The organism is Amycolatopsis regifaucium (genome assembly GCF_001613935.1).
Taxonomy (GTDB): Bacteria; Actinomycetota; Actinomycetes; order Mycobacteriales; family Pseudonocardiaceae; genus Amycolatopsis; species Amycolatopsis regifaucium.
In genome coordinates, this window is record NZ_LQCI01000012.1 from 300786 (window position 1) to 314811 (window position 14026).

Genomic DNA, 14026 nt, shown 5'->3' on the forward strand with positions numbered 1-14026 from the left:
CCTTTCATTGCGTCTCAGGCGAGTGAGGTCTTCACCGGAGTGGGGTTCCGGAACAGGTCCAGCACCGGGCAGTGCTCGTCCACCTGACGCTTCAGGTCCTCGTAGACCTCCGCCCCGGCGGGGCCGCTCAGCTCGACCGAGACCCGCACATCGCCGAAGCCGGGCCGGGTCGACTCCGAGAACCCGAAGAACCCGTGCAGGTCGATGTCGCCGTCCACGGTCACCTTGACCCCGTCGAGCGGCACCCCGAGTTTCGCCGCCCAGAACTGATACGTGATCACCTGGCACGAGCCGAGCGCGGCGAGCGCGTATTCGACCGGGTTGGCGGAGGTGTCGGTGCCGCCGAGCGCGGCGGGTTCGTCGACGGTGAGCGTGTGGTCGCGCACGCGGACGTCCACCTGCGTCGCGGTCCCGGGTTTCAACGCGTTGGCGACGCTGAACGAGACGGCGGCGTTGCGCGGGTCGGCGTCGACGGCGGTTTTGGTTCCTTCGATGACATCGGTCAGCGACATCGGCTTCTCCATGGTCGGGTGTCGGGGCAGCGCCCAGGGTGCGCGAAGCGGGGAGATCGCGCGCGTGCTCCCAACTGGTGAACGGCGAAATATCCTTTCGACAGCGCGGTTGGCGTTGAACATGACCATTGGAGTCGCCCTCCCGTCCGGTGATACCGCGAACACCGGCAACATCGTCGACGAATTAGTCACGCAGACCGGTCAGGCCGCCGAAGCCGGTCTGACGTCGGCCTGGTTCTCCCAGCAGACCGAGCACGACGCGATCACCGTCGCCGCCATCGCCGGGCGGGCCGTCCCGGGGATCACCGTCGGAACCGGTGTCGTCCCGATCTATCCGCGGCATCCGCTGCTGATCGCCGGCTCGGCGCAGACGGCACAAGCAGCCGCCGGCGGCCGGTTCGTCCTCGGTCTCGGGACCGGCGCGAAGAACTGGCTCGAACCCACGTACGGCGTCGAGTTCCCGCCGCCGATCAAGCACCTTCGCGAATACCTCACGATTCTCCGGCAGGTGCTCGACGGCGACGAAGTCGACTTCCAAGGCGAGACGGTCAGCGCGCATGCCAAGGGTTTCGCGGTTTCCGTCTCCGTCGCGGGCTCCTCGGACCTCCCGTTGATCGTCGCCGCGATGGGACGGCAGGCGTTGCGCGTCACCGGTGAACTCGCCGACGGCACGATCCCGTTCCTCGCCGGGCCGAAGGCGCTTTCCGAGCTGATCGTCCCCGAGATCACCAAGGCCGCCGTGGGCCGTCCGGCGCCGCGGATCATCGCGATGGTGCCGGTGGTGGTGACCGAAGACCCCGAGGCGGTACGCGCCATCGTGGACCGGCAGTACGCGTTCTTCCGCGACATCCCTTCCTATCGCGCCATTTTCGACGCGCAGGGCGTGGATTCCGCCGGGGACCTGGTGATCGCCGGGGACGAGGAGACCGTCGCCGCCGAGATCCGCCGGTACTTCGACGCAGGAGCGACGGAGGTCGTCGCGACCCAGTCGGGCACCCGTAATTCCGAGGAGCGACTTCGGACCTGGCGCGTGCTCGGGGACCTCGTGAAGCGTTGATCAACTCAGTGGCCTTGCTCACAGCGTTCGGATTGTGCATACTCGTGCGCATAGCGAACACAGCTGGAGGTCTCCATGTCCCCTGTCCCGGCCCGTTCGTGGGTGGTCCCGCTCGCCTGGACGGCGGTCCTGCTCGACGGATTCGACCTGGTCGTCCTGGGCACGGTGCTGCCCGCGCTGCTCCGTGACCACGTCTGGGGGCTGACCCCGGGCACGGCGTCGGTGATCTCGACGTTCGGCCTGATCGGCATGATGATCGGGGCGATGGCGATCGGCACGATCACCGACCTCATCGGCAGGCGGAAGGCGCTGATCATCGCGGTCACCGCCTTCTCGGCGTGCACCGCGCTGTGCGCGATCGCGCCCTCGGCGTTCTTCTTCGGATTGTTCCGCTTCCTCGCCGGGCTGGGCTTGGGCGGATGTCTGCCGACGGCGATCGCGCTCGTCACCGAGTACGCCCGCAAGGGCAAGGGCGGCAGCGCGACCACCACGGTGATGACCGGCTACCACGTCGGCGCGGTGCTCACCGCCTTGCTCGGCATCTGGCTGATCCAGCCGCTCGGCTGGCGCGCGATGTTCGTCGCCGGCGCGCTGCCCGCGCTCGTGCTGGTCCCGCTGATGTTCAAGTACCTGCCCGAATCCGAGTCCTTCGAGCGGGCGCGGGAAACGCAGGAGAAGTCCGCGGTGGAGGTCGTCGGCGGGTTGTTCCGCGGCGGCCTCCTGCGGGCCACCATCGCGTTCTGGGTGACGTCGTTCATGGGACTGCTGCTGGTCTACGGGCTCAACACGTGGCTGCCGGAGATCATGCGCCAGGCCGGATATCCGCTCGGCGCGGCGCTCGGCCTGCTGCTCACGCTGAACCTCGGCGGGGTCGCCGGCCTGCTCGTCGCGGGCCGGGTGGCGGACAAGGTCGGCGTGCGGCCGTCGGTGATCTCCTGGTTCCTCGGGGCGGCGGTCTTCCTCGCCCTGCTGAGCGTGAAGCTGCCCGCGATCGGGCTGTACGTCGCCGTGTTCCTCACCGGCGGTTTCGTGTTCAGCGCGCAGGTCCTCGTGTACGCCTACATCGGCAAGACCTATCCGGCCGCCATGCGCGCCACCGGAATCGGCTGGGCGGCGGGGGTCGGCCGGATCGGCGCGATCTGTGGTCCGATCCTCGGCGGTGCCTTGCTGACCGCGGGGATCGCGTACCCCTGGGGCTTCTACGCCTTCGCCGCGGTCGGTGGACTGGGCGCGGCGGCGGTGACCGGAGTCCGCGCCGGCCGCGCCCAGGAGCCCGCTACCCCAGTTCCTTGAGTTCCCGTTCCACGGCGGCGAGTTCTTCTTCGGAACCCTGCACCTTCGGGCCGGTGAACCACTTGCGTGCCGAGGCGAACCACCACACGGCCGCACCACCGAGAACGACGAGGAAGGCGATCGGCGTGTAGTTGAAACTGTCGATGGTGACCGGTGATCCCTGCGGGAGCATGAACAGCACGAAGATGAAGCACACCCAGACGGTCGCGATGGTCCCGATGAGCTTGCCCCACCGGCCGAGGTTCCACGGCCCCGGTTCGAAGTCGTCGCCCTTGCGTACCCGCAGGAACACCGGGATCACGTAGGCCACGTAAAGGCCGACGACCGCGATCGAGGTCACCGCCGCGTAGGCGGTCGCGCTCCACAGGTACGGCAGGGCGAGCAGGAGCGCGCCGCCCGCGGCCAGCCACACCGCGTTGGTGGGTGTCTGGGTGCGCTTGTTGATGCGATGCCAGAACTTCGAACCAGGGATCGCGCCGTCGCGGGCGAAGGCATAGATCATCCGCGAGTTCGCGGTGACCGACGCCATCCCGCAGAACAGCTGCGCGCCGATGCAGATCAGCAGCAGGAACTTGCCGGTCGTCGCGCCGGTCGCGTCGATGAAGATCTGCGCGGGCGGAACACCGGTCTCGGAGGCGACGGCACCTTCGTAGTCCTGGATGGCGAAGGTGAGGCCGATCAGCAGAACCCAGCCCGCGACCAGTGAGACGAGAATGGAGTTGATGATGCCGCGCGGCCCGGCCTTCGCCGCGTTCTTGGTCTCTTCGGTCATATGGGCCGAGGCGTCGTAGCCGGTCAGCGTGTACTGCGCGACGAGCAAGCCGAGCAAGAAGACGTAGACCGGTGACGCCCAACCCGTGTTGTTCACGAACTCGCCGAAGACGAACGACGCGTCCTGGTGCTTGGCGGGCACGATGATCAGCACCCCGACGATGACCAGCACGCCGACCAGATGCCACCACACGCTGATGCTGTTCAGCAGCGCCACGATCTTGACGCCGAAGGTGTTCAGCAGGCCGTGGATCAGCAGGATGATCGCCAGCAGCAGGATCGTGTGCCCCGGTGTCGCCTCGAAACCGAACTGCAGATCGAGGAACGCGTTGAGGAACAGCGCCGCGCCGAAGTCGATCCCGGCGGTGACGGCGATCTGCCCGATGAGGTTGAACCACCCGGTGAACCACGACCACGCCGCGCCGTTGCGCGGGGCGAGTTTCGCGGCCCAGTAGTAGAGGCCGCCCGCCGTCGGGTAGCTGGAGCAGACCTCGGCCATGCCCAGTCCGACGAGGATGACGAACAGGCCGACCAGCGGCCAGCCCCAGATCATCGCGGCGGGCCCGCCGGTCTTCATGCCGAACCCGTAGAGGGTCAGGCAGCCGGAGAGGATCGAGATGATCGTGAAGGAGACGGCGAAGTTGGAGAAGGTCGACATCGTGCGCCGGAGTTCCTGCGCGTAACCGAGTTGGTGGAGCCGGGCACTGTCTTCGTCGGCGGGTTCGGCGGCCTGCTTGGCTGAGACATCCATCGGGCACCCACTTAAAAGGTATGCGGACAGACCATTGAGATCCGCCGAAATTAGGCCCGGCGACCTGCGCATGTCAAGGTTCCGCCCCCGCCGGAGGCAATGAAAGGCCCCTTCATCCCAATCTTTGCGATGAAGGGGCCTTTCATTGCGCGAGAGATAGCCTTAGCGCCCCTGGAACGCCTTCACGGCCTCCAGCGCCGTGTCCGGGTGGTCGGCGAAGTACCCGTCGACGCCCGCTTTGAGGAACGCCTCCTGCTCGGCGAACGCGTTGCCGTACTCGGCGAGGTTCGCCGACGAGCGCAGGTTCTGCGGCAGGAAGTTGTTCTCGTTGCGGAAGGTGTACGGCCCGACCTTCAGTCCGGCCTGGTGCGCGTCGGCGACGAGCCGGGTCGGCTGCCCGAGCGCACCGTTCACCACCGGGATGACCTGTGCCTTCTCCGGCCCCAGGTAGTCCGCGTACCTCGAGATCTCCTTCAGGCCTGCGGGCGTGACGAGGTCGGCGTACGTCCGCGGGTCGCCCTTCGCGACGAAGTCGGCCGGAGCGCCGGTCGCCGAGGTCAGCTGCAGCAGCGGCACCCGCACCTGCCGCGAAAGCGCGATCAGGTTCGACACCTCGAACGACTGGATGATCACCGGCGCCTTCGGGTGGTTGAGCCCGTTGCGCTTGAGCAGCTCGACCAGCTTCGGCTCGGTCGGGTTCTTGATCGACGAGAAGTACGTCGAGTGCTTGATCTCCGGGTAGGTCCCCAGCTCACGGCGCAGTTCGCGGCCCAGGCGGCGCGTCAGGTCGAGCACTTCCTGGTAGGTGGCGATCTGGTAGCGGCCGTCGTAGATCCTGTTGTTCGGCCGCAGCTGCGGGATCCGCTCGGTCGCGCGCAGGGTCTTGAGCTCGGCGAGGGTGAAGTCCTCGGTGAACCAGCCGGTGAACGACGTGCCGTCGATGATCTTCGTCGTCTTCCGGTTCGCGAACTCGGGGTGCTTCGCGACGTCGGTGGTCCCGCCGATCTCGTTCTCGTGTCGCGCGACCAGCCGGCCGTCCTTCGTGGGCACGAGGTCGACGTCGACCCAGTCGACGCCCTGGCGGTAGGCGAGCTCATACGAGGCGAGCGTGTGCTCCGGACGGTAGCCGGGCGCGCCGCGATGTCCGACGATCACCGGCCCATCGTGGCTCTTCGCCAGTGCCGACACCTCTTGGGCGCCCGGCTCGGCGGCGCCAGCCAGCCCTGTGACGCTGAGTACGGCGAGTCCGGACAGGGCGAGCACGCCCAGGCGCTTTCGCATGGTGGATGACCTCTTTCGCTTGAACTCGGGGTACCGCGCAACCCTTGACGCAGGAGGCGTCCAGGCGGCGAAGACGGACCGGCGGAGCGCTGACCGCCGGGTGAACGCCGGATGGAACCACCCGCTCGAGGACGGCGACGTCTTCGTAGCTCACCGGCACGGTTACCCTGTGCGTCGTGCGCGTACTGGTAATCGGGTCCGGCGCCCGTGAGCATGCACTTGTCCTCGCGGTCGCGGAAGACCCTTCCGTCACCGCACTGGCTTGCGCTCCGGGCAATGCCGGCACCTCTTCGGTGGCCGAGCAGCTCGGCGTGGAGGCGGCCGACCCCGAATCGGTCGCCGCCCTCGCCAAGCAGTGGCAGGCGGACCTGGTGGTGGTCGGCCCGGAGGTTCCGCTCGTGGCCGGGGTGGCCGACGCGGTCCGGAAGGCGGGCATCGCCTGCTTCGGGCCGTCCGCGTCCGCCGCCCGGATCGAGGGCTCGAAGGCGTTCGCGAAGGACGTCATGGCGGCCGCCAACGTGCCGACGGCGCACTGCGAGGTGGTCGACAACCCGGCCCGCCTCGACGCCGCGCTCGCCCGGTTCGGCCCCACCTGGGTGGTCAAGGACGACGGTCTCGCCGCCGGCAAGGGCGTCGTGGTCACCACGGACGTCGACGTCGCGCGCAAGCACGCCCTGATGCTGCTCGACGGTGGCCACCCGGTGCTCCTGGAGTCCTTTTTGGATGGCCCGGAAGCCTCGCTCTTCTGTTTCGTCGACGGCCGTACGGTCGTTCCGCTGCTGCCCGCGCAGGACTTCAAGCGCGTCGGCGACGGCGACGCGGGCCCGAACACCGGCGGCATGGGTGCCTACGCGCCGTTGCCGTGGGCGCCGAAGGACCTGGTCGACGACGTCGTCGAGCGGATCGTCCAGCCCGTGGTCGACGAACTCGACAACCGCGGCGCCACCTTCTCCGGCCTGCTCTACGCCGGTCTCGCGCTGACTTCCGAAGGCCCGCAGGTCATCGAGTTCAACTGCCGCTTCGGCGACCCGGAGACCCAGGTCGTACTGGCGCTGCTGCGCAGCCCGCTCGGCAAGGTCCTGCACGCGACGGCGACCGGCAAGCTCGCCGAGCTGCCGCCGCTGGACTGGGACTCCGGCGCGGCGGTCACCGTCGTCATCGCCGCCGACGGCTACCCCGGCAAGCCGAGGACGGGCGACGTCATCACCGGCGGCGAGATCGAAGGCGTGCTGCACGCGGGCACCCGCCGCCGTGACGACGGTGCCGTGGTCTCCTCCGGCGGTCGTGTGCTTTCGGTCGTCGGTACCGGCAAGAACCTGAAGGCCGCCCGCAAGCACGCGTACGCGACGGTCGAGAAGGTCCACCTGGCCGGCTCGCACCACCGCACCGACATCGCCCTGCTCGCCGCCAAGGGAGAAATCGCCACCCCGGTCTCGTGAACTCGACGGTGGAACCGTTTCGCTCTCGGGCGCGTCCAACCCGGTATTTCCTGCAAAGCTCAGGCAGCCGATACATCCGCGTTGGTAGCCTCAGGCAGGACGAACGGTCACCGTGCGCAATGTCCAAGGGGTGGGGAATGGCAGCATCGAGCAAGGTCCAAGACCTCGCGTCGGCGGTTCCGGCGCCGCCGTCGGTGGCCGACATCAGAGTCGATCCGTCGAAACTGCTCGAAGTGGCGAAGATCGTCGAAGAGCAGGTCGACGCACTGCAGGACAAGCTCCTGACGCGGCTCGACCAGCTGCGAATCGACACTCCGGCCAACGACACCGTGAGCGTGCACGCGACCAGCGTCTGGAACGAGCTCGTGGCCGACGGCGATGCCTCGTATGCCGCGCAGGTCCGCGCGTATGTCGCCGGACTGCGGGGGCTGGTCAAGCAGCTCCGCACGGCGGCGAAGGAGTACAAGACCAGCGACGCCGACAAGGCCGCGGCGTTCGGGGACCGCGGTGCGCACCCGGCGTGACAGCCGGGTGCTGGTGTTCGGCGGGGTGCTGACCTTGGCACTGGCCGGATGCACCACGGACACGGGCGGGCAAGCCTTTCCCGACGAACCGGCGCTGGCTTCGGCCACTCGGGACGCCAAAGCGTCCGCCCTTCCCACGAGGCCGGCCGAACTGAGCCTGCAAGGCGTCGATCCGTGCGCTCTGCTGGCCGCTCCGCAGCTCGACCAGCTCAAGATCAACAGCAAACCGCGCGCGGCCGCGGAACCGATCGACGGCCCGACCTGTGTCTTCGACTCGGACGCGGTGGAGCCCTTCCACACCTATTACGTCCGCACGATCACCGCGGACGTGGAAGAGTGGATCACCGGCAAGCGCCGCAAGAACAGCATGACGACCGAACCCAAGGCGATCGGCGGGTTTCCCGCCGTCACGAACTATCGCGACGCCGGGAAACCGGGCGACTGCGAGACGCTCGTGGGCGTCGCGCGAGGGCAGACGCTGGCGGCGCGGGCCATCACCGTCACCGCCGGTGCCTTCACCATGCCGCAGCTGTGCGAGATGTCCGCGCAGGCGGCCGACATGGCTTTGCAGACCTTGAAAGCACGCAACTAGGGAGGGCGCCGTGAACGTTTCCGACCTCGCGGGCAAGCTCCGCGATCTCCGGTTCGACGGCTACACCGACACCGGGATCGCGACCGAGATCGAGCGCTTCCGCAGCGGCGACGGCACCGGCAGCATCGGCACCGCCGTCGACGCGCTGAAGGCCGTCGCGGCCGCGCTCGCCGACACCGACAAGACGTTGCGTGACGAGCTGGGCAAGCTCGGCGTGGAATGGCAGAGCGAGGCCGGTGGCGCCGCCGGTCAGGTGTTCACCGAGCAGGCGGGCTTCTCCCAGGACGCCAATTCGAAGGTCTCGCACTCGGCGGAGATGATCTTCGCCCAGGGCGAGTCCTTCAACCGGACACTGCACAAGCTCCCGGATCCGGAAGTGGTCCGGAAGGGCGCGGGCGGGATGACCCTCGGCGACGTCGTGCTGAGCCTCATCGGCTTCGAGACCGACCACGCCAAGAGCGTCCACGCGGCGAGCAACGCGCGGGCGCAGGCGCAGGAGGCGTTGAACGACTACGCCAAGACGAGTGGCGAGAACCTGCTGTCGGCCGACACGCTGGCCGACCCGCAGTCGATGAACCTGACCGAGAGCACGACCGCCGCCGGCGTCGGTGGCGGTTCCGGCCCGCTCGACCTCGCGGGGACGGCCACCGAGCTGACCCCCGACGGCAGCGTCCGGCCCGCCTCGGCCGCCGTCGAGTCGAAGTACGTGCCGCCGCCGGTCGCGCAGCCCATCAGCAACCCGAAGGCGCCTTCGTACGACGCGCCGACCCCCGCCTACGGTGTCGCCGTCGGCGGCGGCGGCGTGGCCAGGAAGACGGGCGCCGCCGTGCCGCACAGCGGTGCCACGGCTCCCGCGGCCGCCGCGCCGACCACGCCGTCCGGCACCTCCCGGCCGGCACCCGCCCCCGGCGGTGGCTGGGTGACCCCGAACCGGCCCGGTCCGCAGCCGGAGCAGGGCAGGCCGTCGTATCCGACCACCGGCTCGCCCGCTTCCCCGCCGTTCGTCCCGCCGGGTGCGCCGAACCTGCCGCCTCCGGGCTCCCCCTACGTTCCCCCTGGTCAGTCCACCGGAAGCCTGCCGCCGAACAGCAGCTCCACGTCGGCGCTGCCGCCCGGCAAGTCGTTCGGCACCGGCCCCGGTGTCGACGGCGCCCTCGGCAAGGGGCCCGGCTCCAGCGCCGGCCCCGGCGTCTTCGGTGGCGTCGGCGGTGGTGCGGGCGGTGGCGACCAGGCGCTCGGCAAGGGCCGCTCGGTCGGTTCCGGACCGCAGGCGCCGCCGGCCGCCGGCAACGAGTCCGGCCGCGGCTTCCCCGCCGTCCCGAAGATCACCGGCCCGGCCGCGGGCGACCTGGGTGCCGGTGCCGCCGCGCTCGGCGCCGGTGTCGCCGGTGGTGCGCTGAGCGGCGACAAGGAACGCGACCGCCGTCCGCGTCAGGACGGCGGCGGCAAGCCGACCCGTCAGCTGCCGATCGGCGAGCTTCCCGAAGAGGAGGCCATGCGGCGTTCGGAGAAGATCGGCGCGAAGCAGCCGAAGACCGAGCCGAAGTTCATGGAGCGCGCGGCCACCCAGGACGTCGAAGAGGACGCGGAGCACATCCGCCGCTTCGGCGTCGACGACAAGGATCTGTTCACCGACGAGCGCATGGTTTCGCCCGACGTGATCGGTGAGCACGGCAACCGGGAAGCGCGCTGAACCTGTGCCGAACGACACCGGCAGCCTCGTGCTGTCCGCACTCGAGTTCGAGATGCTCTGGGAAGCCGAACGGCTGCCCCGCCGCCATGCCGCCCTCGACGTGCCGAGCCCTGGAACGACCCATACGGAGCGGGCCGCACTGATCGAAGAAGCCTGGGAATCCCTGCGCGCGCGAGGTCTCGCGCGGGGACACCAGGCGTCGGGCGAGCTGGTCGACATGCTGAAGCTGTTCGCGCACCCCCGGGTCGCGATCGACGTCTGGGTGTGGACCGACCGCGAGATCAAGGGACAGGCCGTCAGCGTCGGCAGCCAGGCGCTGCTCGGCGTCATCGACTCCGGCCAGGTGTGGCTGATTCCCGCCCGCGAGACCTCCCTCGCCGAGGCCGCCGTCTCGGTCGCGGGTGATCTCGCCCCCGGCGTCGGTCAGTCGATCAGCATCCCGCACGACGTCCTCCGCGACGCCGACGCAGCCGCCCGCGGCGACGCGAAAGCACTGGTCACCGCCCTGGAAGACCTGGACGTCCCGCTGTGGCAAGCCCAGGAGGTGGCGGGCATGCTGCTCGGCCAGGAGGCACGCGGCCAGTTCGGCGTCGAACGCGCCGGCCGCGACGGCCGTCCTCGCCGCGCGGACAGCGTGGTCGCCTTCTACGACACGGACGCGGGGCGCTACCTGTTCCAGGTCGCGCGCAACCGCGACGGACGGGATTGGGCGACCATCACCCCCGCGGACAACCAGCTGCTGGCGACGCGGATCCGGGAAGTCGCCGATTTCTGAGTCAGTCCGGGCTCGTCAGGCGGTCATCTTCCACCGGGTGCCGATCTGTTCGACAGCAGCGTGGTCAGCCGTCGTGACACCCGGCCGGGAGTGAGCTCGGCCGCGGCCGCGAGGTCGACGAGCTGCTTCTCGTCGTGTTCGCTGAGCCGCGACGGCTGATCGCGTACGACCGGTCGTTCGATGAACGGGTTTTCGCCGGATCCCAGAGCGGACTCCTGATCGGGAGTCAGTGCTCCGTCGAGTGCCGCCCAGTAATGCCCGCGCCCACCGACGAACTGCCGGAGGATCACCGACGCTCGGCTGTCGAGTACGGCGGCGGTGCGAGGGAGACGGCGGCCGGGCAAATCGCCGTCGGGAGCCTGAGACCGACCCGCGGGGTGGAAGTCGGCGTGGAAGCGCACACGGCCCGCTGTCGAGGTCCTACAGTATGCGCGGGAACCGTCCTGGTCGGCAGCGCGTCTGATCGGGCGGACACAAGTTTCCGTGTTGCGCTGAAGGGGATGACGAACCGTGCCTGTGTACGACCCGGAGTCGATGGGGATCGCCGCCGGTCAGGTGGAGCGGCTCAAGGACGAGTTCGAGAAGAGCAAGAAGCAGGTCACCGGCGTCGACGATGAGAAGGAAAGCCCGTTCGGCACGATGGGTGGCTCGGGTGACGTTCACGGCGCCGTGGGCTCCTTCAAGGACGGCGTGCACAACGAGTTCGATTCCGCCGGAAAGCTGATGGAGGCCACCGCCTTCGTGCTGCGAAAGGCCGCAGGGCTGATTCAGGAGACTGAAGCCGTACACGTCGACAACCTCAAGCTGCACGAGCACGGCAAGCAGTGAGCACGCGAAAATCGGCCCCGGGGGGCCTGATTCCTAGGGGGCGTAGTGGGCGATATCGATTTCCCGCCGAACTGGTCACAAGTCACCGAGAAGGCCAAACAGGTCGAAGGCATCAAGCCGGAAGCCATCCAGAAGGCCGCGGATCAGTTCCATGCCGCCGCGTCGCAGGCAGGTGACCACAGTGCCGCGCTGAAGTCGTCGACCGACGCCTTGAACGGCGGTGTCTGGAAAGGCCCCGCCGCCGACGCCTTCTTCGACTACGTCAAGCAGATCACCTCCGCCGGTGACCGCGTCAAGGGGCACCTGGAGGAGATCAGCAAGGATCTGGGCGAACTCCAGGTCCAGCTGAGCGACATCAAAGGCAAGATCGACGACGCCGCCAAGACGGCGCAGTCCACCATTCAGAAGTGCATCGACACGGAGACCCCGAAGGTCGCGGCGGCTCGTAACCAAGCGGCTGAAGCGGCGAACCCGGACAAAAAGGTTCAGCCGCCGAACCCGACCGCGGAACAGATCATCACGGCGGCGAATGCCGCCAATCAGAAGACGGCCGCCTCGGCGGCCGAAACCATGACCGGGTTGCTGACCCAGGCCGACGGGTTGATCAGCAAGTCGCAGCAGTTGATGAAGAAGGACATCGAGGGCGGCGGCTACTCGAAGGTCCCGATGCCCGGCAAGGACGGCAGCGTCCCCAAACGCACTGGCGGTCTCCACACCGGCGGTGGCGGTGGAGGAGGCGGCGGCGGTGGCGGTGGGGGCGGCGGCCTCGGGCCGAGCGGCGGTCCGCCGTCGACGACGCCGCCCGGCAATGTCCAGCAGTGGATCCAGGAGGCCATCAAGATCCTGCAGGCCAACGGGATCCCGGTGACCGAGGCGGATATCCAGAAGATCTGGACGATCATCGAGAAGGAGTCCGGCGGTAACCCCAACGCCATCAACAACTGGGACTCCAACGCGGCGAAGGGCACGCCGTCCAAGGGGCTGATGCAGTGCATCGACCCGACCTTCAACGCGCACAAGCTGCCCGGGCACGACGACATCTACAACCCGGTCGACAACATCATCGCGGGGGTGCGGTACACGTTCTCGCGGTACGGCGGGTTCGACGGTCACCCGGGGCTGAAGTCCATGGCCGGTGGTGGCGGCTACCAGGGCTACTGAACCGAGCGCCCTGAAGGCCTCCTTCCTTACTCTCAGGGTAGGGAAGGAGCCCTTCACGGACTTCCGGCCCAGCGGCCCCGGACCACGTGCCGCGCCCTCAGTATTCCTTCAGTACCAACGCGTTCGACGCCTCCGTCAACGGCCGCATCACCGCCTTCATCACCCGGTCCCGGAACGGCAGGTGCGGCAGCATTCGCATCGACTGGATCTGCTTCCACTGCGCGAACCGCGTCTGCTTCTTCTGGTTCAACGAAGCCAGCGCCTGGTTGCGCAGCACGAAGGGCCGCATTTCCCTTTCGTACTCGGCAAAAGCTGCGTGATGATCACCGCGGACAGCAAGTGAACCCGCCAGCACGTAAGCCCCGACCAAACCCAAACTCGTGCCCTGTCCCGAAAGTGGCGAAGGCCCGTATCCCGCGTCGCCGACCAAAGCGACTCGCCCGTCGGAAAACCGGTCCATCCGGATCTGCGTCATCGAATCGAAGTACAGCTCGCTCGAAGCCATTTCCCGTACCAGTCGCGGCACTTCCCAGCCCTGGCCGAGAAACCGGTCGGCGAGGAGTTTTCGTTGCTGGTCGAGGTCATGCCGGTCGAAATCGAGTTCCGGAGACTGGAAGCCGAGCATCGCACGCGCCTCCGTGTTCCCCCGGGCGCTGTAGAGACCGGCCAGTTTCCCTGGCGTCATGTGGAAGGTCTGCCAGTGATCCAGTTCGAGGAAATTCGGCACGGTGAACACCGCCAGATAAGTATCCAGATGGTGTGAGAACTCTTTCTCCGCACCGAAAACCAGTGAACGCACGGTGGAGTGCTGCCCGTCCGCACCGATCACGAGATCGAAGTGCCGCGCCTCGCCGTTGGCGAAGGCGACCCGCACTCCGTCGGGACGCTGTGCGATTCCGGTGATCCAGTCGCCATAGACGTACTCGACGCCTTCCTGTGCGACTGAAGCCAGTACGTCGGTCAGATCGTCCCGCAGGATCTCGACGTCGTCGCTGTCGGTGAGCCCGCCGGTCAGCGTGTGCTCGGTGACCTTCACCAGTGTCTTCCCGGCCGCGTTCACGAACGACATCCCGCGCATGTCCGTGCTCAGTTCCCGGAGCCGCCCGAGCACCCCCATCCGTTCGACGACGCCGAGTGCCGTGCCGCGGATGTCGACGGCGTGTCCGCCGACGCGCGGCGCGGGCGCCCGTTCGACGACTGTCGGCGCGAAGCCGTGTCGCCGCAGCCAGTACGCCAGCGTCGTCCCGGCGATCCCCGCCCCCGAAATCAGTACCTGCTGCATGTCAGCTGCCCTGTGTACGCTGTTTTGAAGCACTGCGTACAACGTATGAGCGCCCCGACAGATCTCC

At 68.3% G+C, this 14026-nt stretch carries 14 protein-coding genes; 9 read left to right on the top strand and 5 right to left on the bottom strand.

The features are described 5' to 3' along the window. Positions 1–14: 14 nt before the first annotated feature. A complete protein-coding gene (locus AVL48_RS15905; RefSeq protein WP_061982002.1) occupies positions 15–512 on the bottom strand; it encodes an OsmC family protein in 498 nt (165 codons plus the stop codon). 121 nt (positions 513–633) lie between these two features. Between AVL48_RS15905 and AVL48_RS15910 the strand changes: the two genes are divergently transcribed. Continuing rightward, on the top strand, positions 634–1569 hold the full coding sequence (locus AVL48_RS15910) for a TIGR03564 family F420-dependent LLM class oxidoreductase (RefSeq protein WP_061982003.1): 936 nt from the start codon (positions 634–636) through the stop codon (positions 1567–1569). Between the two features lie 75 nt (positions 1570–1644). Continuing rightward, a complete protein-coding gene (locus tag AVL48_RS15915; protein WP_061981862.1) occupies positions 1645–2862 on the top strand; it encodes an MFS transporter in 1218 nt (405 codons plus the stop codon). Here AVL48_RS15915 and AVL48_RS15920 read toward each other — a convergent pair. Further along, positions 2846–4384, bottom strand: a complete 1539-nt coding sequence (locus AVL48_RS15920) for an amino acid permease (protein WP_061981863.1) — start codon at positions 4382–4384, stop codon at positions 2846–2848. The genes AVL48_RS15915 and AVL48_RS15920 overlap by 17 nt on opposite strands. Before the next feature lie 162 nt (positions 4385–4546). Then, a complete protein-coding gene (locus tag AVL48_RS15925) occupies positions 4547–5665 on the bottom strand; it encodes a glycerophosphodiester phosphodiesterase (RefSeq protein ID WP_061981864.1) in 1119 nt (372 codons plus the stop codon). Positions 5666–5841: 176 nt separating this feature from the next. On the opposite strand from AVL48_RS15925, the gene purD reads away from it, so the two are divergent. From purD to AVL48_RS15950, 5 genes are all read left to right on the top strand, one after another. Further along, positions 5842–7104, top strand: coding sequence for a phosphoribosylamine--glycine ligase (gene purD / locus AVL48_RS15930; RefSeq protein ID WP_061981865.1), 1263 nt, complete (start codon positions 5842–5844; stop codon positions 7102–7104). Positions 7105–7241: 137 nt separating this feature from the next. Beyond that, a complete protein-coding gene (locus AVL48_RS15935) occupies positions 7242–7628 on the top strand; it encodes a PE domain-containing protein (protein ID WP_061981866.1) in 387 nt (128 codons plus the stop codon). Positions 7629–7635: 7 nt separating this feature from the next. After that, on the top strand, positions 7636–8220 hold the full coding sequence (locus tag AVL48_RS15940) for a DUF3558 domain-containing protein (RefSeq protein ID WP_061982004.1): 585 nt from the start codon (positions 7636–7638) through the stop codon (positions 8218–8220). Between the two features lie 10 nt (positions 8221–8230). After that, positions 8231–9913: a PPE domain-containing protein gene (locus AVL48_RS15945; RefSeq protein WP_061981867.1), complete on the top strand. Its 1683-nt coding sequence runs from the start codon at positions 8231–8233 to the stop codon at positions 9911–9913. 4 nt (positions 9914–9917) lie between these two features. Beyond that, positions 9918–10688, top strand: coding sequence for an ESX secretion-associated protein EspG (locus AVL48_RS15950; protein WP_074038279.1), 771 nt, complete (start codon positions 9918–9920; stop codon positions 10686–10688). 23 nt (positions 10689–10711) lie between these two features. Here the strand turns inward: AVL48_RS15950 and AVL48_RS15955 are convergent, their stop codons facing one another. After that, the gene (locus AVL48_RS15955) at positions 10712–11089 is read right to left on the bottom strand and encodes a hypothetical protein (protein ID WP_061981868.1); all 378 of its coding nucleotides are present in this window, start codon (positions 11087–11089) and stop codon (positions 10712–10714) included. A 109-nt stretch (positions 11090–11198) separates the two neighbouring features. Between AVL48_RS15955 and AVL48_RS15960 the strand changes: the two genes are divergently transcribed. Both AVL48_RS15960 and AVL48_RS15965 read left to right on the top strand, forming a co-directional pair. Continuing rightward, on the top strand, positions 11199–11516 hold the full coding sequence (locus AVL48_RS15960) for a hypothetical protein (RefSeq protein ID WP_061981869.1): 318 nt from the start codon (positions 11199–11201) through the stop codon (positions 11514–11516). A 45-nt stretch (positions 11517–11561) separates the two neighbouring features. Beyond that, positions 11562–12677 carry a transglycosylase SLT domain-containing protein gene (locus AVL48_RS15965; protein ID WP_061981870.1) on the top strand — a complete coding sequence of 372 codons (1116 nt, stop codon included), beginning with the start codon at positions 11562–11564 and terminating at the stop codon, positions 12675–12677. 97 nt (positions 12678–12774) lie between these two features. Here the strand turns inward: AVL48_RS15965 and AVL48_RS15970 are convergent, their stop codons facing one another. Then, positions 12775–13959, bottom strand: a complete 1185-nt coding sequence (locus AVL48_RS15970) for an FAD-dependent monooxygenase (protein WP_061981871.1) — start codon at positions 13957–13959, stop codon at positions 12775–12777. Positions 13960–14026 lie beyond the last annotated feature (67 nt).

Bases quoted from the DNA above. Each gene is read 5' to 3' on its own strand.
- AVL48_RS15905 (WP_061982002.1), bottom strand. From the start codon at position 512: ATGTCGCTGACCGATGTCATCGAAGGAACCAAAACCGCCGTCGACGCC.
- AVL48_RS15910 (WP_061982003.1), top strand. From the start codon at position 634: ATGACCATTGGAGTCGCCCTCCCGTCCGGTGATACCGCGAACACCGGC.
- AVL48_RS15915 (WP_061981862.1), top strand. From the start codon at position 1,645: ATGTCCCCTGTCCCGGCCCGTTCGTGGGTGGTCCCGCTCGCCTGGACG.
- AVL48_RS15920 (WP_061981863.1), bottom strand. From the start codon at position 4,384: ATGGATGTCTCAGCCAAGCAGGCCGCCGAACCCGCCGACGAAGACAGT.
- AVL48_RS15925 (WP_061981864.1), bottom strand. From the start codon at position 5,665: ATGCGAAAGCGCCTGGGCGTGCTCGCCCTGTCCGGACTCGCCGTACTC.
- AVL48_RS15935 (WP_061981866.1), top strand. From the start codon at position 7,242: ATGGCAGCATCGAGCAAGGTCCAAGACCTCGCGTCGGCGGTTCCGGCG.
- AVL48_RS15970 (WP_061981871.1), bottom strand. From the start codon at position 13,959: ATGCAGCAGGTACTGATTTCGGGGGCGGGGATCGCCGGGACGACGCTG.